Source organism: Fictibacillus solisalsi, assembly GCF_900103485.1.
In the GTDB taxonomy this organism is placed as follows: Bacteria; Bacillota; Bacilli; order Bacillales; family Fictibacillaceae; genus Fictibacillus_C; species Fictibacillus_C solisalsi.
The window spans coordinates 562558-579403 of sequence record NZ_FNHW01000001.1 but is presented as its reverse complement, the minus strand read 5'-3'; the positions used below and the strand labels follow the sequence as shown (position 1 = coordinate 579403).

Annotated in this window: 19 protein-coding genes; 5 read left to right on the top strand and 14 right to left on the bottom strand. The window is 46.7% G+C overall.

Going from position 1 to position 16846, the window contains the following annotated elements; genetic code table 11:
• The first annotated feature begins 43 nt into the window (after positions 1 to 43).
• From BLT53_RS02970 to BLT53_RS02950, 5 genes are all read left to right on the top strand, one after another.
• On the top strand, positions 44 to 340 hold the full coding sequence (locus BLT53_RS02970; protein ID WP_090232672.1) for a PAS domain-containing protein: 297 nt from the start codon (positions 44 to 46) through the stop codon (positions 338 to 340).
• Positions 341 to 520: 180 nt separating this feature from the next.
• Positions 521 to 1546, top strand: coding sequence for a C40 family peptidase (locus BLT53_RS02965; RefSeq protein ID WP_425284694.1), 1026 nt, complete (start codon positions 521 to 523; stop codon positions 1544 to 1546).
• Between the two features lie 126 nt (positions 1547 to 1672).
• Positions 1673 to 3172, top strand: a complete 1500-nt coding sequence (locus BLT53_RS02960; protein WP_090232670.1) for a spore germination protein — start codon at positions 1673 to 1675, stop codon at positions 3170 to 3172.
• Positions 3173 to 3181: 9 nt separating this feature from the next.
• Positions 3182 to 4294: a GerAB/ArcD/ProY family transporter gene (locus BLT53_RS02955; RefSeq protein WP_090236661.1), complete on the top strand. Its 1113-nt coding sequence runs from the start codon at positions 3182 to 3184 to the stop codon at positions 4292 to 4294.
• On the top strand, positions 4294 to 5421 hold the full coding sequence (locus BLT53_RS02950) for a Ger(x)C family spore germination protein (protein WP_170834205.1): 1128 nt from the start codon (positions 4294 to 4296) through the stop codon (positions 5419 to 5421). The genes BLT53_RS02955 and BLT53_RS02950 overlap by 1 nt, the downstream gene beginning before the upstream one ends.
• A 6-nt stretch (positions 5422 to 5427) precedes the next feature.
• On the opposite strand, the gene BLT53_RS02945 is transcribed toward BLT53_RS02950, so the two are convergent.
• The 14 genes from BLT53_RS02945 to BLT53_RS02880 all read right to left on the bottom strand — a co-directional run bounded on the left by BLT53_RS02945 (position 5428) and on the right by BLT53_RS02880 (position 16803).
• Positions 5428 to 6762: a 5'-deoxyadenosine deaminase gene (locus tag BLT53_RS02945; protein ID WP_090232667.1), complete on the bottom strand. Its 1335-nt coding sequence runs from the start codon at positions 6760 to 6762 to the stop codon at positions 5428 to 5430.
• 39 nt (positions 6763 to 6801) lie between these two features.
• Positions 6802 to 7428, bottom strand: coding sequence for a DUF1989 domain-containing protein (locus BLT53_RS02940; protein ID WP_090232665.1), 627 nt, complete (start codon positions 7426 to 7428; stop codon positions 6802 to 6804).
• A gap of 11 nt (positions 7429 to 7439) precedes the next feature.
• Positions 7440 to 8123, bottom strand: coding sequence for a cyclase family protein (locus tag BLT53_RS02935; protein WP_090232663.1), 684 nt, complete (start codon positions 8121 to 8123; stop codon positions 7440 to 7442).
• Positions 8123 to 9943 carry an adenine deaminase gene (locus tag BLT53_RS02930; protein ID WP_090232661.1) on the bottom strand — a complete coding sequence of 607 codons (1821 nt, stop codon included), beginning with the start codon at positions 9941 to 9943 and terminating at the stop codon, positions 8123 to 8125. Before BLT53_RS02930 ends, BLT53_RS02935 begins: the two co-directional genes overlap by 1 nt.
• Before the next feature lie 4 nt (positions 9944 to 9947).
• Positions 9948 to 10226, bottom strand: coding sequence for a EutN/CcmL family microcompartment protein (locus tag BLT53_RS02925; protein WP_090232659.1), 279 nt, complete (start codon positions 10224 to 10226; stop codon positions 9948 to 9950).
• A gap of 12 nt (positions 10227 to 10238) precedes the next feature.
• On the bottom strand, positions 10239 to 10964 hold the full coding sequence (locus tag BLT53_RS02920) for a hypothetical protein (protein WP_090232657.1): 726 nt from the start codon (positions 10962 to 10964) through the stop codon (positions 10239 to 10241).
• A 2-nt stretch (positions 10965 to 10966) separates the two neighbouring features.
• Entirely contained in the window at positions 10967 to 11245 is a 279-nt protein-coding gene (locus BLT53_RS02915; protein WP_090232655.1) for a BMC domain-containing protein, read from the bottom strand.
• A 66-nt stretch (positions 11246 to 11311) separates the two neighbouring features.
• Positions 11312 to 11629 carry a BMC domain-containing protein gene (locus BLT53_RS02910; protein WP_090232654.1) on the bottom strand — a complete coding sequence of 106 codons (318 nt, stop codon included), beginning with the start codon at positions 11627 to 11629 and terminating at the stop codon, positions 11312 to 11314.
• Positions 11630 to 11641: 12 nt separating this feature from the next.
• Positions 11642 to 12514, bottom strand: coding sequence for a hypothetical protein (locus tag BLT53_RS02905; RefSeq protein WP_090232652.1), 873 nt, complete (start codon positions 12512 to 12514; stop codon positions 11642 to 11644).
• 16 nt (positions 12515 to 12530) lie between these two features.
• On the bottom strand, positions 12531 to 12794 hold the full coding sequence (locus BLT53_RS02900; RefSeq protein WP_276203838.1) for a BMC domain-containing protein: 264 nt from the start codon (positions 12792 to 12794) through the stop codon (positions 12531 to 12533).
• Positions 12795 to 12812: 18 nt separating this feature from the next.
• A complete protein-coding gene (locus BLT53_RS02895; protein ID WP_090232650.1) occupies positions 12813 to 14153 on the bottom strand; it encodes a UbiD family decarboxylase in 1341 nt (446 codons plus the stop codon).
• Entirely contained in the window at positions 14150 to 14719 is a 570-nt protein-coding gene (locus BLT53_RS02890) for a UbiX family flavin prenyltransferase (RefSeq protein ID WP_090232648.1), read from the bottom strand. Before BLT53_RS02890 ends, BLT53_RS02895 begins: the two co-directional genes overlap by 4 nt.
• A 6-nt stretch (positions 14720 to 14725) precedes the next feature.
• Positions 14726 to 15316: a cysteine hydrolase family protein gene (locus BLT53_RS02885; protein ID WP_090232647.1), complete on the bottom strand. Its 591-nt coding sequence runs from the start codon at positions 15314 to 15316 to the stop codon at positions 14726 to 14728.
• A 14-nt stretch (positions 15317 to 15330) separates the two neighbouring features.
• Positions 15331 to 16803 carry a dihydroorotase gene (locus BLT53_RS02880; protein ID WP_090232646.1) on the bottom strand — a complete coding sequence of 491 codons (1473 nt, stop codon included), beginning with the start codon at positions 16801 to 16803 and terminating at the stop codon, positions 15331 to 15333.
• Between the last annotated feature and the right edge of the window lie 43 nt (positions 16804 to 16846).

The window sequence follows — 16846 nt, the reverse complement described above, 5'->3', positions numbered from 1 at the left end:
CCAGTATACTTAGTATAGAACAGATTCCATGAAAGGAAAATGTATGAAGAAAGAAAAACTTCATGTTAACATATCTCTGCTTCACAAAGCTGGAAAAACGTATGTTCACCCTGATGATCTTCCGGTCGTACTTAATCTGCTTCACTCCGCTTCGGAGGCGGGTTCAGCAATAAAAATAGAGTATTTCGATGATATATTGGCCTACCGTACGGCCTCTTCCATCGTGGGAGAAACCATACTCAGTGTAAATAAATCCACCAATGAAGTTCTTTTTTTTGGCCCCTATGTCTTAAAAAATCTTGCCCATTCCTTGAATATCCAACTTTCGTATAAACGCTAATCCTTGCAGGCTCTAAATCCTGCAAGGATTTTTCGTTGTGTAAAAAGCACTTACTTTTTTACTATTCCCTTCTTCCGAACCATGACTTTCGAACGAAAAATTTCTGATAAAAAAGGAAACGGTTCTCCTTTAACGGAATTTTTTAATATCTACAGAAAAAGGAGGCTCAACATGAAGTACATAAAAAAATGGACAGGAACACTTTTTGCAGCAGGATTAATTTTCTCAATGTTTACAGGAACAGCGAAAGGTGCAGATGCGCCGCAGACAAAGGACCTATCTCCTACGACCGCTTATGTTGATGTAGCTGCGGCAACGCTTTGGACAAAGCCTGCACAAACCAGGCCACTGGACTCGCCTTCCCTGAGCAATCCGGTTGATTTGAGAAAATGGACAACGAGCATGACGTACGAGGATAAATTATGGCTTGTAGGACCACTTGAAACACAGGCTTTGTACGGAAACAAAGTCACGATTACCGATCAGCAGGGTGATTGGGTAAAAGTGGCAGTTGACGGGCAGCCAACACCAAGACTGGAAGCCGGCTATCCCGGCTGGATGCCGAAATCACAGCTCGTGTACAACAAAAAGTTCTCTAAAATGAAAGAAGCAGCAACGCCTTTTGCGCTCGTTAAAAGCCCTACCGCCTGGCTGTATAAAAACGCTTCTTTAAAAACAAAACAAATTGAAATCAGCTACAATACGAGACTTCCGATCTCTAAAGTAAAAGGTAATTCAATCGGGGTAATGACACCAGAAGGAAAAACACGCTACCTTGACCGCAAGGATGTACGAGTTTACCTGACGGATGAATCCATTCCCACCCCTACAGGCGAGGACCTGGTGAATGAAGGCAAAAAGTTCCTCGGGCTGCCGTACCTTTGGGCGGGTACTTCCGGATTCGGATTCGACTGTTCCGGATTTACTCATACGCTTTATAAAGCCGCAGGCATTACGATCCCAAGGGACTCAGGACCTCAGTCCCGCTCAGGCACACCTGTTGCAAAAGAAGACCTGCAGCCTGGAGACCTGTTATTCTTTGCCTATAACAACGGAACAGGCAGTGTCCACCATGTCGGCATGTATGCAGGAAACGGCATGATGATTCATTCACCAAACTCGAGTACTACTGTAAGAATTGATAAAATCGAAGGAATCTACGCTCAGGAATATGCCGGAGCAAGACGCTACCTTCCAGAAAATTAATCGAATCGAAGCACGGGCTTTTCCTTTTGTGAAAAGGCTCGTGTTTTTTTTGCTTATAAAAATTTCCGTATAAATACCTCCCGTTTAGCCTACTCTGTTAAGAGATACCAAAGGGGGGCTTTGTCCATGTTTTTAAAAAAAGGAAAAAAAGAACAGGGGCCTTCCGGGAATGAGAAGACCATTAAGAGTTTTCCTGCTTCCAAAGAAGAGGTGATCTCTTTTTTCCGCCAGCAGTTTCATTCGGCCGCCGATCTTGTCATTAAAGAAGTCTGTCCTCATCTGACTGTGCTTTATTTGGAGCCGTTGATTGATGGCCAAATACTTCGCGAACAAATTCTGCAGCCCGTTCAAAATAAAGAGATCCATTCTTTAGAAGAATTGTATTCCACTCTTTCTGTCGGCGATGTGAATGATGAGAAAGATCCCGAGAAAGCCTTAGAGTCTCTTCTTAATGGGAGTACATTGCTTCATTTTGATGGTACGCCAAGAGTACTTCTCGCTTCTACCCCGCAATCCATTACACGGTCACTAAGCACACCAGAGCTTGAATCCCAGGTCATCGGAATGCAGGTAGCATTTAACGAAAGCCTTTCCACTAATATCGGCCTGCTTCGCAAACTTATCTCAAGTACTTCATTTTGTCATGACCAGCTAGTGATCGGTCATCAAAGCAAATCACGAGCATCCATCGTTTATCTGAAAGAAATTGCATCGGAGGAGCTGGTAACTGCCGTTAAGGACCGGATCCAAAAAATTTCTATTGACTCGCTCATAGATACTCCAGTGCTTGCGGAGCTCATCGAGGATAATTCCCTGTCCATCTTTCCACAAAGCATTCTAACCGAGCGGCCGGACCGGGTAGCTTCTCAGCTGATGAATGGAAAAATAGCGATTTTAATTGATGGAAGTTCTCATGCTCTGCTCCTTCCAAATCCGCTGATTGAATTCTTTCAAAGCAAAGAAGACCAGAATATCCGATGGCAGATTGCTACTTTTTTGCGTCTGCTTCGAATTGGTTCCATGGTCCTTTCGATATTTGCAACTTCTTTTTATGTTGCAGCGTTAACTTATCATTATGAAGTGATACCCCAACCGCTGCTTGTTCCACTGGGGGAATCCCGGTCCAGAGTTCCTTTTCCGCCTATTTTTGAAACGTTGCTGCTGGAAATCGTGATTGAACTTTTAAGGGAAGCCGGAGCAAGACTGCCTACCAAGGTAGGGCAAACCATGGGTATCGTTGGAGGTATCGTCATCGGCACCGCAGCTGTTCAAGCGGGGTTTACAAGCAATATCCTCATCATTATGATTGCGCTCAGCGCCCTTGCTTCATTTACTAGCCCAAGCTACATGCTTGGGAACGTTATTCGCCTTCTTCGCTTTCCAATCATCATTATCGCAGGTCTTTTGGGGTTTTACGGCATCATGCTGGGATTCTGTTTTATTTTGATTCATCTGCTTCGCCAGTCTACCCTGGGTGTTCCATACCTTGCACCCTTTTATCCTCCGCGTTACAAAGACTGGAAAGATAGTATTATTCGCTTTCCAGCACAATTTTTATATAAGCGTCCCGATGCTACCCGTCCCCAAGATTCGTACAAATTTCCTCCTTCTGAAGGAGAAGGTTAGGTGACGGTCATGAAAATTAATCTGTCAGAGCGTCCCAAGCACTCTGTAAGTGCACTCCTTTTATTTTTTGTTATTCACTCGGTGCAGGTCGGAGTGGGCCTGCAGGGATTTCAGAGAGCCATCTACAAAAGCGCCGGACATGATGCCTGGATCTCGGTCTTCATTTCTGGCATCTGGTCCCTGCTCGTTCTTTGGATCATGGTGAAAACCCTGTCCTATTATAAAAATACTGATCTTTATGGCATCCATTATGATGTGTTCGGCAAATGGATTGGAGGGCTGTTCAGTGCTCTTTACATGCTTTATTGCCTATTTGCCTTTTTCATCATCATTCGCAATTATGTTGAAGTCATCCAGGCCTGGCTGTTTCCGCAGCTTGCAGCCTGGTTTGTGGCACTCACATTGGTTCTGATGGTCATCTATACGGTGACCGGCGGAATCAGGGTGCTGGTCGGCATCTGTTTTTTCAGTGTTATTTTCAGTGCGTGGCTGCTTCTGCTTTTATTCTTTCCCATTGAATATGCGGATTGGCGTTCCTTGCTTCCTATCATGGAAGCGGACGTAAGTCATTTGATGAAGGGTGCTTACAAAACGACCTTTACCATCGTTGGTTTAGAAGTATTGTACATTCTCAACCCGTATATCAAAGAAAAAGAAAAGACACTGAAGTTTTCTTCATTCGGTTTAGCGTATACCCTTTTTGTTTACTTAGCGGTAATGGTTGTTTCACTCGTTTATTTCAGTGGGGGACAATTGGAAAACACAATCTGGGCGACTCTGACCCTTTTTAAAATCATTCATTTTCCCTTTGTTGAACGGTTCGAATATCTCGCCATAACCTTCTGGATGCTTATCATCCTTCCGAACCTGGGGATGTACTTGTGGTGTGCAGTCCGGGGCATGAGCCGGGTCTTCCATCGCAATGAGAAGAGTTACATCTATTGGTTTTCCTTGCTCATTATCATCCCCGTCTGCTTTGTGAAAACCACAAATGATGTTAATATGCTCAATGGTTTTTTTGCAAAAATTGCTTTTGTGGTGGTCTTCTGCTACCCATTCCTGTTGTTTGCTGTTACATGGATCAAGAAAACATACAAAGAGAGGATAGGGAGGAAATCCTAATGAAGACGTTTCCCTTTATTGTATTATTGATATTTTCATTGATTCTTTCCGGATGCACCGAACCAAAAATCCTTGAACGTGTCGGCTTGATCACTGCTGTTGGCTATGATGATGCAAAGGATGGAAATGGAAAAATCAAAGGAACAGCGGCAATCCTTCAGGTCGATCCTGATGCGCTGCAAAACGTAGATATTATGACAGACGAAGGATACACGAGCAAAGGCATCGTCAACCTGGAAAATTTACGGTCATCAAGGAAAATCCGATCCGGCCAGCTGCGGGTTGCCCTGTTCAGTGACCGACTTGCCAAAAAAGGGCTGATCAATTTCGCAGACTCACTCGCACGGGATCCCTCCATCAGCGAAATGGTTTACATGTGTATTGCCGAACCGACCTCGGCTGATATTCTTAACTACCAGTATGAAAATATCCCCGATATTGGAGAATACCTGTTCAGGCTTCTGGACCAAAATATCAAGAACGAGGAAATTCCATCACCTACCATTCATGAATTCATGAAGGGCCACTATGCAGCTGGCTTTGATCCGGTCGCTCCCATTCTGAAAAGAAAAGGAGAGAGTGTAAAAATCCATGGTATTGCCCTTATGAAAAATGATAGAATGGTCGGAAAATTAAACACCAAAGAAGGCTACTATATAAAACTGATTAATGGGCGATATAATGGCGGCAATATGGAGTTCCTGCTTCCCAAGGGTTCATTGGATCCCATCTTGCCCAAAAAAGAAAAGAGGGGGATTCCTGTTGCCATTGATACCTTGCAAAGCAGCAGCAAAATAAACGTAATCAATGCAAAAGAAAAGAAATTTAACGTCTCATTAAAGATCAGGGCCAGGTTGCTCGAGATCCGTGTCCCGGTAAATCTGGATGACCCGAAAAACATGGTCTTTGTTCAGAACGTGATACAGAATAAATTAAAAAAACAAGCAGACGATGTGATCAAATATGCCCTTTCCAAAGAATCAGATCCGTTTGGTTTTGGTGAAACCTACCGAAGCTCTGTCAGAAACTCAAATTTAACAAGAGATCAATGGCACAAAGAGGTTTCCGGCATAAAAGTGAATGTCGACGTGGATTTTCAACTGCTTCGCACAGGGGTAATTGATTAGCCCTTTTTAACAAATTCCTTCACTTCGTTTCAGCAGTCTGCGGATGCATTTATTCGCTTCCTTAAGAACCGTATGTTTATCCATCGTATTCAACTTTCGATTATCCATCACAATATTTCCATCAATAATAACCGTTTCAACATCTGCACGTGTAGCTGAGTAAACGATCCGTGAAATGGTATCTGTCCCATAGGAAGGATACATATGAAAATCATTAAGATTCAGGATGGCGAGATCTGCTTTTTTGCCAACTTCAAGACTTCCGATATCTTGTTCCATGCCTACGGCTTTCGCTCCGCCGATGGTGGCCATTTCAAATACGGTTTTTGCATTCATCGAGGTTGGTCCGTGAATCGGCTTTTGGATAAGAGCAGCAAGCCTCATTTCATTCAGCATGTCCAAATTGTTATTGCAGGGAGCACCATCCGCGCCCAGGCTCATAAAAATACCCTGATCCAGCATTTGCGGCACATGCGCGATTCCAGAAGAAAGCTTCAGATTGGAGCCTGGACAATGGCTCACTTTTACTCTGTGCTTTTTGATAATGCTCTTTTCCTCCTCATTAAGCCACACACAATGGGCCAAAATCAATTTTTCGTTTGCTAGTCCAATATGTTCGAGATATACCACATTTCGCATCCCAGTTTCCTGTTCGACAATGGCAATCTCACCCCGATTTTCTGCAGCATGAGTATGCACAAACACATCATGCCGCTTTGATAAGTCCCGCACTTCTGTCAGGAGCTCCTCGGTGCAGGAGACAACAAAACGGGGACAAAAGGCATATTGAATGCGGCCATTTTCCCTGCCATGCCATTTTTCCAGAAGGTCAGCGCTTTGCTGTAAGGACTTTGATGTACTTTCCCTCAAGGGGCCAGGTACCTCCGTGCCTTTATCCATCATCACTTTTCCCGACAATGCCCGGATCCCGCTTTGTGAGATCGCCTGAAAGGCAAAGTCCGCATGATTGACGGTTTCCATATCCACGATGGTGGTTGTGCCGCTCTGGATCAGTTCCCCTGCCCCCAACAAGGCCGAATAAAAGATGGATTCTTCATCGTGAGAAGCTTCAAGCGGCCATATTTTTTGCCTCAGCCAGTCCAACAATTCCAAATCATCTGCTTGTCCTCTGAACAAAGTCTGGCACAGGTGAATATGCGTTTGGACAAAGCCTGGAATAATCGTTTTATTCTTCGCATCGATGGTGACATCAGCCTCGGAGGCAAGCCCATGTCCAATTTCCTTAATACGATTGTCCTCAATAAATAGGTCACCATGCACGATTTCTTCTTTTTCGTTCATGGTGATGATTTCAGCGTTTTTTATGAGCAATGAAGACATGCTTTTCCTCCTTATCCCGGCAATAGCATGATTCCTTGGTTATGCGCGTGCTTTATTCAAAATCTGAAGTTTGAGTTCTGTGACGCGAAAACCGTTCACCGGTGCAAGATCCTGTGAACAGGTGGAGCAGGCGATAATTACATCTTCCAGGGCTTTTACCCTCACAAAATCACCAGGCTTGGAAAGCGGTTCGCTGATGATGTAATCTCCATTCTCATCAAGGACATTATTCATGAACCAGTTGATCGGATCAGGCACGTGTACATGACCAAGGGAATAATAGGTCAGCGCTTCTTTTAGGTTATCATGGCAATTCGGATGATCTTCAAGGCCAAAGTCTACCTTGTACCGGTAATAATCACAGGCCGGAAAGAAAAAGTCATGTTTGCCCACTGTATCCTGGACAAGCTGCATGAGCGGCCGCCTGCGGTTGCTGTACAGCATATCACCTGTTTTCAGTGAAATACTGCTTAAACTGGCCCTCATATGAACTGGCGAGACATATTCATCCGGATCTTGAAGTGAAAAGCAGACAAAGTCCCCGACCTGCTTTCCTTCCACATCAATAATGACAAGCTCCTCCCCTGCTTTTATGAGAGCGCTTCTGCCCTCATAAGCCGGAATCAAGATTTCCTCCTTAATTCGGTAGGTATCGTGAATGGACATGGCTACTCCTCCTATTCAATAAAAACAGCTACAGCCCGCACAGGCGATCCCGTTCCTTTGCGGATTCTTAGTGGCAGGCCAAAATAGAGAAACCGCATATTCGCGACCTGGTCAAGATTACAGAGGTTCTCCGTATTGGTAATTCCGTATTCCTTGCAGATCAGGTGCCCTGAGTAGTCCAAATCCAGCGGATTGTCAATGGCCGGTGCATCAATTCCGATGTTTACCACCCCTTTTTCAGCAAGCCATCGGGCACCTTCATAATCGAGGCCGGTATACCGTGTCAGCCATTCCTCTGTTCCATAGGCACGGTTATAATGCCCTGTATACAGAAGGCATATATCTCCCTTTTGAAGGAGCTGTCCGGAACGGTCCAGGGCATTTTCCAGTTCAACTGGCGTAATATAGTCTTCCGGCTGAATGGAGGAGAGATCAAGACAAACCGCTGGTCCGTAAAAATAGTCAAGCGGCATTTCGTCAATATACTTCCCACCGGGATCATACTCGTAAGTTGCGTCGCTGTGGGTCGGTCCGTGCTCATTAATGAGAAGATTGTTCGTAGCAAAGGGAAAACCTATTCTTTCGATGCTTTCCTCATGAGAAAGGTTGGGAAAGATCATCGTTTTTTGATGAAGAGGAAAGACAGGCATTCCCTGGTAGATCTCCTGCGACAAGTCAACAAGTTTTACCCCCATCATCCTTCCTCCTTCAACACAGTAGGAAGGATCGTAAAGGAGTCCACGTCGATCAATCCCATATCTGTTATTTTCCATTCCGGGCTGGTTACCAGCGACAGGAAAGAGAGATGCATAAAAGGAACATGGATGCCGCACCCTAATTCCTCCTCTGCCAGCCGGTGAAGTTCAGCAATTCGGGTACTGACTTCCTGCCCTGTCATCTCGTCAGTCATCAATCCTCCGATGTTCAGCGGCAAATCACCAACGACTCGTCCGTCATGAATCAATGCAATACCTCCACTCATGGCAATTACCCTGTTCACCGCCGTTACCATATCCTCGTAATTGGTGCCGCAAACGATGATATTGTGCGTGTCATGCGCCACGCTTCCAGCGATTGCACCCCGTTTCAACTGAAATCCGTTAAGGAAGGTTTTTCCAGTACGCCCTGATCGGCCATGCCTTTCAATAACCAATAGCGGCAATACATCCTGCTGAAGGCAAGGCTGGACCTTTCCATCACGAACCGATAACTGGAATTGTGCCGAACCAGTTAGATTTTGGTCAGGGATTAACTTAATGGCCCGGACATGTGCCCTGGACCCGGAAGCCTCAATGACCAGATCATCCATTTTTACCGGCTTTCGTTTGACAGAGCGTTTGACACTTTCAGGGTATTGGTAAACAGGAAGATCGATGATTAGTTCCTTTTGCTGTGCAGCCTTTTTTCCTTTGAGATATACCGAATCGATTGTCATGTTCATCAAATCATGGATGACGGCAATATCGGCCTTTTTCCCTGGAGTAAGCACACCCCTGTCTTTAAACCCAAAATGGGCAGCGGCATTGATGGTCACCATCTGGATCGCCTCGACCGGATCGATTCCCTGTGCAATGGTTCTTTTCACAATGTCATTCATATGGCCCATCTCCATGAGATCTTCCGGTACTACATCATCAGATACCAGGATCGCACGCCGGGAATCCATTCCTTCTTCCGTGATGGCCCTGATGCATTCTGCCATATTCCGCTGGGATGATCCTTCTCTCATGAACACACTGACACCATTGCGCAGCTTTTCCACCATTTCTTCTTTGGTCGTCGTCTCATGGCAGGAAATGTGGGTTCCCCCGCTAATAATGTGGGCCGCGAGCTCTTTACCGAACAAAGCCGGTGCATTTCCCTCCACCGTCTTGTTGATACTTTTTGCGTAGGAAACAGACGCAAGAAGGTCATCAATGAGTTCTGGTGCGTGCTGGTAGACCGGCCTGACATTGCTGAAACCCTGAATTTCACCGATTCCCAGTACGAGAGGATCATTCAGCAGTTCTGCCATCTCCCCTGATCCGATGTCCCTTCCTGCTGTTTCCAGTCCCGGAGCGTCCGGCGTTAAACATGGAACGGTAAAATAGACCGTGTTTGGCAGGTTTCTTGCTTCTTTGACCATTTCCTGCATGCCAAGAACTCCGAGCACATTACCAATTTCATGAGGATCAGCAACAATTGTTGTCGTTCCGGTAGGAATAGACAGCCTGGAAAATTCAGTAACTGTGAGCATGGCGCTTTCAAAATGCATATGAGAATCAATAAAACCAGGGCTGATATACATACCGGCCACATCTTCCACTTTGGTTGAAGGTCCTTCCAGGTCTGTGCAATCCCCAACTAATAAAATATATTCTCCTTTTATGGCCACATCGGCTGGATAAATTTCACGTGTGATGACATTAATAAACTGGCCGCCCTTTAAAATGGTGTCTGCATACTGGTTGGCATCAAGCAGCACATCAATGAGTTTCCGCCATTGAATGGCTTCTTTAATACCTTTTGTGTCCATATTCCTAACCTCCCTGCCTTTCCCAATCGAGACTGTCAATGATGCCCACAATAGCTGCATCGATGGGCGCATCCTTATCGGCCGCCGCCCGTGACGCCATGCTACCCGTAACATAAAGAACCTTTTCTCCTACACCTGCACCTACTGTATCTACAGCAATGATCGGCATGCCGCTTTCGGATTCGCCCATGCCGATCGGCTGTGTTATCAGCAGCTTTGTGCCAATCAATTTGTCATCCTTTCGTGTAGCTGTTACTCTTCCAATCACGACGCCCATGTACATATTCGTTTCCCCTTATTTTCTGGCAATCAAAATTTTGTATTGTGTTGCCGCATCCCTTGCCAACGGTGTAATGATTACATGCTTCCCTACTGTGATAAATTTCTGGCCCTTTTTTGAAGCCTGCAGCACATCCGCTTCCGTAATCACAGCGTTTTTTTCCTTTTCTTCCAGCCAGGACAGCACGCTGTTATCTGAACCCGCTACTTTGATGCCCAGCTTTTTAAGCTGAGTCAGTTGCATGTAAAGCTCGTCAGTTAAGGGTACGGTTCCTTGGTCCAGATTTTTTTTGGCAAACACCGGATGAAACGGATTTGCACCGCATGACAGCGCAACTACTTTTTTACCGTTAAGCAAGGCCTGCAAAATAAAGCGTACAAAGGTTCTTTGGTCATTAAACCGCAAAAGGTCGGATACTAGAGAAAATGATAGAACTGGTATCAGGATATAGTCGGTTCTCCAAAGCACATCCTCTGTTAAAAAGGATTCCGGATATAGGGCGTCGTGACGGCACGCAGCAGCCAGGCTGGCAATCCTAAAATGCTGCAGCAGCGTTCCTTCTGCAACGACTTCCATCCGGATTCTCTTTTTCCCCGCTTCCCTGAGGAGCATCCACCCTTCCTCCATCCCTGTGAAATGGTAGGTTAAGAGTGAGGTGACACGCGGAACTCCCTTACCCTCCGAAAAAAGCAGTTCAAGCAGGGTATTCTTTACGACCGTACTCTGCCTGGCGCCATACACACTTATTCTCCTTTAGACAGCAGGGCTCTTTCAATTTCACTGTGCGGCCGGGGAATGACATGTACCGATACCAGTTCCCCCACACGGCTCGCAGCACTTGCCCCCGCATCTGTAGCCGCTTTTACCGCACCAACATCCCCTCTTACCATGACGGTTACCAGACCGAATCCTACCTTTTCGTACCCGCAGATTTCCACATTGGCAGCTTTCACCATGGCGTCTGCCGCTTCAATTGCACCGACCAGGCCTTTTGTTTCAATCAAGCCTAACGCTTCGCCCATTCTATTATTCCTCCTGTTTTCTTGGATTGGCACCGTGGATGCTTTTTGCTCATTACCTTCAGACATTTAAGCCCTCTCCGTTTCTTTCGCAGCATTCAGCTTAAACCGGGACAGGAGTTTTTCGGCCACATTGCTGTGAGTGCTTGGAATGACATGGGCTGAAATGACTTTCCCCACCCGTTCGGCCTCCTTTTTCCCTGCATCAACCGCTGAGGCAACAGCGGCTACATCTCCGCTGAGGTGAAGGGTAACGCCTAATGCCCCCTGAACACCAATCACTTTTTCGATCGCGGCAATTTTAACATCTGCCGCTTTTACAGCGGCATCTGCTGCGGATACAGCAGCACAATATCCGACCGTTTCAATCATGCCCAATGCATGCACATTTCCCACCCCTTACTGTTGGATTTCTCCGAATAAACCGGGTAAATAGCTGGCAAGCTGTTCATGAGCGCCATAAAGAACCAGATAGCTCTCCTCGATCTTGTACCTGATATTGATTGACGCCAGCTCTTGAAGCACCGGCAAAAGAAGAGAATAGGATTCATACCGGCCGAAACCTTCCATAATGGCAACAGCACCTCTGATTCCCGTAAGCTCCAGTTGGTTCAACAGCCACGATCCCGGCTGCTCCAAGTAAAAAAGTTTAGTCTTTTTTTTCGTTTGACGGTTTAAAGCTTGCCACACGTTTTCTGCAGTGGTTTCCAGTAGGTTACAATCGTTATGAAAGAGCTCCAAAAGAAAAGCTTTCTTTCCGTTTTTGTCCCATTGAATAAAATATTTCACTCCCCCCGTTCGGGTTAATTCTTCCTGAAGGATAACAAGCTGTCCGGGAGATGATACAGGAGCGGAAAAAACGGCAACTCCTCTAGCGGAAATCGGGCGGTGAAACCATTCCAGCTTTTCATGCGGAAGATTTGAATAGAGCCAGGCTGCCAGGCCTGATGGGGCTGATCCGATCAGCCGGCCGCAAGGCTGGCCGGAGGTGTTTTTGGTCCCATGATTTGCAGGTACCGTTGTTCCTCTCTCAGCTCCCTGGGCAAGTGTGAGGATATTCAGACGGGAAACAAGCTCATCACCCGGGTTTGAGATCTTCTCATGGTTTCCCTTCAACTCGTTCAACCGTTTTTCCCGCATGGCATTCTGATAGTTTGGCCGGTGCAGCTTTTGTTGAACTGCAGGAGGCTCTTTTTTCTTTTTTGGCGGCCGTTCAGGCTGTTCAGCTGGGCGCAGCACTTCTTGAACAATTGCACGCATAAATTCCGACATGAGCTTCCACCTCTCCCTACAAAATCTTTGCCAGTTCGGAATGAGGCCGTGGAATTACATTCGATGAGATGAGCTCCCCCCCTGTTTGAATGTGAGCCTGCCTGCCCACTTCAATGGCGGACGAAACAGCAGCCACATCTCCCTCGATAATGACCGTAACCAGTCCTGAACCTACTTTTTTAAATGAGGTCAACTGAACGTTTGCTGCTTTAGCCATTGCATCCAACGCTTCAACAGCCGCCGTCAGTCCCCGTGTTTCAATCATGCCGATCGCATTCAATCCCGCGTTCCTCCCTGTTTACAGATAATCTCCTAAATCAATGGGACCAAATGGTACCGAGGTCCGCTTAAACGCGTCTTTGCTGCCCAAAGGAACCGTTGCATCCACACCCATCTTCGCCGAAACCCCTCTAAGGTTGTGAGAGGCTTCAAGAGGTGAGCCCTTTGCACCCGGAACAATGAAAGTATCCTGGTCGGCCTGCACCCTTACTGCCAGCGCCCACTCTACATCTTCAGGGTTAAAGATGTCCACATCTTCATCCACGACGATCACATGCTTTAAATCCTTATCACTGGCAAAAGCCGCAAGTGCAGCTTGCTTCCCGTCCCCTTCTGTTACCTTTTCAATTTGAATCACCGCGTGGAACCTGGCAACACCACCCATGGTGATATGAACTTTTTTTACATTGGGCACAGTCTGTCTGACCGTGCTATAAAGCGTGGCTTCACGTACGAGCGCCATGGGCAGCCGTTCTTCATAACTTGATGGAAAAATCGTCTGGCATATGGCCTGATCCCGGTACGTAACCGCAGAAAACTCAATCACAGGCTGCAAAGCACGGGTTCCATAATATCCGGCCAGCTCACCAAACGGTCCTTCGAGCTCCCTTTCATGAGGAAGCACCCTCCCTTCCAGCACAATCTCGGCTTCGGCGAGAACTTCCAGATCAACCGTCCGGCACTGAACCACATCCAGCGCCTGGCCGATCAATGCTCCCGCTACATCAAGCTTGTCAGTATGGTACAAGTGCGTGCTAATTTGTGAGCTGAGAACCACGGCCGGAACAACACCAAACATAACAGCAACCTCCATTGGTTCATTCCGCTTTTCATAATCATAGAATTGATGAAGCAATTCGGGGGAAGTAATAAGAACACTGGTCTTGTTCTCTCCAAGAAACTGCATCCTTCTGATGGACGTGTAACGTTTTAGGCCTGAAGGGTCCTTCACCACAAGAATGCCTGAAACATAATAAGATCCTGAATCTTCTTCATGAAACGTAGGGATAGGGAAAAGAGTATCCAGATCGAACGAGCCCAGAATGACATTGTCATGTACAGGTGCTGATGCCACCAGGTTGGTTGGTACGGGAGATACAATCGACTGGATGATTTTCGGAATAAGCTGGTTGACATGAACACCAATACTGTCAGCCAAAAGCTGGCGGTCTCCCCCGAGGCCTCCGACCATGGGCGAGTGATAGCCTTTTACGTTTTCAAAATAAAACGGCTGTTTTCCCTGTTTTGAGTTAAGTACCGCTCCCAGTTCATAAAGCGGATCCACCTCTTTTTTTACACGGAGAAGCTTTTGTTCGGAATCCCACCGGTCCAGCAATGCACGAAGTGTGGCTGGATTCATGCGTTCTCCCCCCATCTCTGCAGAAGCGCGTGGTCAATTCCCAACATGTCCAGAATTCTCCCGGACATAAAATTCACCAGCTCCCAAATCTCCTTCGGCTTATGATAAAAACCTGGCGAAGCGGGCATAATGCAGGCTCCTGCCTCCGCAAGCCTCGTCATGTTCTGGAGATGGATGAGATGGAAAGGAGCTTCCCTTGGTACAACGATCAGCTGCCTTCTCTCCTTCAGCACGACGCTCGCAGCCCGGCTGAGCAATGTATCGCCGACACCGTTAGCGAGTGAACCGAGCGTGTTCATCGAACAAGGGACAACCACCATCCCATCTGTTAAAAAAGAACCGCTGGCGACTGAAGCAAATAAATTTTTATTGCTGTGAATCTCTGCATACGGCTTCAGTGCCTCCATACTGATCCCGCATTCAAACTGCAGCACCCTTTCTCCCATCTCTGTAATGATCAGGTGGGTTTCGATTCCCAGCTGATGCAGGGCCCGGACGAGCGAGTAGCCATACAGAGCACCGCTCGCTCCTGTTATACCGACAATGATCCGTTTGTTTTGGCCCATGACAGATTAAACGACCTGGTTGTTATTCGAGAACTTTTTTCTTGCCGCTTCCATGTATTCTTTCGTTGTCATGATGTCTCCGAATAAATCAATGTCCCGGAGTCCGGATTCATGCATTGAATCATCCTTGGAGGCTGTGGAATCTGACAGGCAAATCACATTGTATCCATGATAAAGCGCGTCAGAACCGGTGCTCCTCACGCACACATTGGTCCATACCCCTGTCAGAACGACCGTATCAATTTCCTCTTCCCGGCAGAACAAATCAAAATCGGTATAGCTGAACGCACTGTGCCTTCTTTTTTGAACCACATAGTCTCCCTTGCTTTCATCAGGCTGAAGTTCGGGAATGAACTGCGAGCCCCATGTTCCTTTTATGGCATGAACCGGCCGGACGCGGAAATCACGGTCGTTTTTTCGGTGCGCTTCCTGGACAAACACAACCTGTATATTCTCTTCATGGCAAAAGTCCACGAGCTCTTTAATGGCTGGAACGATTTTCTCTCCATTTTCACAGCGAAGGGCCGCTTTTTCCCCAATAAAATCATTCAGCATGTCAATCACCACGACCACATGCTTCTTTCCCCTCAATTCCATAGGCATCTCCTTTCTTATTTGCTTTTTTCCAGCTGCTGCCGTGCGGCTGATGGCAGATTTGCAATTTCATAGTTTTCATACTTCAGCGTTCGCTCAAGGCGCTGGATGCTTTGGCGTTTCACGTATTCTCCATATCCTGCTGTACCTGTTATCCCGCCTTTTTCATAGTCATATACAACGGTTCCTCTGACGATCGTCTGCACCGGGCGCCCTTTGAGCTTGATTCCGTGCAATGGATTGTATTTAGCCATTGACTCTGTCTGCTTTTCATCAATGATCCACTCATGATCAAGATCAATAACCGTAAAGTCCGCATCACTCCCGATCTCCATGGCTCCTTTTTTCGGGTAGATGCCATAATGAACCGCCGCATTTTTGCTTGTTACTTCAACAAAACGAGATAGTGACAGCCGTCCTTTGTTCAATCCCTCGCTGACCAGGATCGGAACCATGGTTTCCACACCCGGAATGCCAGGGAAGCTGTTCCATATTGAAGAATCGGCTGCCGCCTTTTCAGTTGCGATTTCATATGGCGCATGATCTGTTCCTACAAAGTCAATGGTTCCATCTGCCAACGCCTGCCAGTGAGCCTGGTTATCATCCTTACCTCTTAGTGGAGGAGCAATTTTGGCAAAGGTTCCTCTTTCGGTCATGGAGTCCTGTGCATTCAGCATCAAGTAATGAGGACACGTTTCTGATGTCACCTTAACACCACGTTTTTTCGCTTCCCGCACCAGTTTAACGCCTTCTTTAGTGCTCATATGAACGACATGAACACGCGCATCCGTTGCTTCTGCATAACTGATAATAAGTTCAATGGCTACCTTTTCCGCTAGCGCCATCCGTGCTTCTGCCCAGGCCGGGCCATCTTCCCTTCCTTCGTTCTTCAGCTTCTCTGTATAGAACGTACAAATATCATAGTTCTCCGCATGAACCCCTATCGGCATTCCTGTTTTTGCGACTTTCTGAAAAATCTCCAGCATCTCCCCGTCGGACACTTTTGGGAAGGTTGGCACCGATGGCGTCATGTACACCTTGAACGCAACAACACCTTCATCGATTTGTGGATAGATGTTATCGATCCAGCCGTTACGGGCATCTTCTCCGGTCATGCCGCCCCAGAAACAATAATCAATATAAGCCTGTCCCCGGATTGGACCGATTTTTTTCTGAAAGCTTTCCCCATCCCTTACAGAGGGCTTGGAACAACACGGCATATCAATAATGGTCGTTAATCCCCCCGCTGCCGCTGACCGCGAACCTGTTGCAAACGTTTCCCGGTGGGTGAACCCTGGATCCATAAAATGAGTATGCGGATCAATACAGCCTGGAACCACCAGTTTGCCCTCCATGTCGAGTACCTTGTCCGCATTAAAGGTTTGAATATCATTGCAAAAGCCGGTAATCCTGCCCTCATGGACGAGGATGTTGGTGATTACCGTACGGTCTCCTTGTGGAATCATTGCATTTTTTAAAATCAGATCCATTTCCGACTCTCCTTTAGACTTTTTTAGAACAAAACAGTGAAAG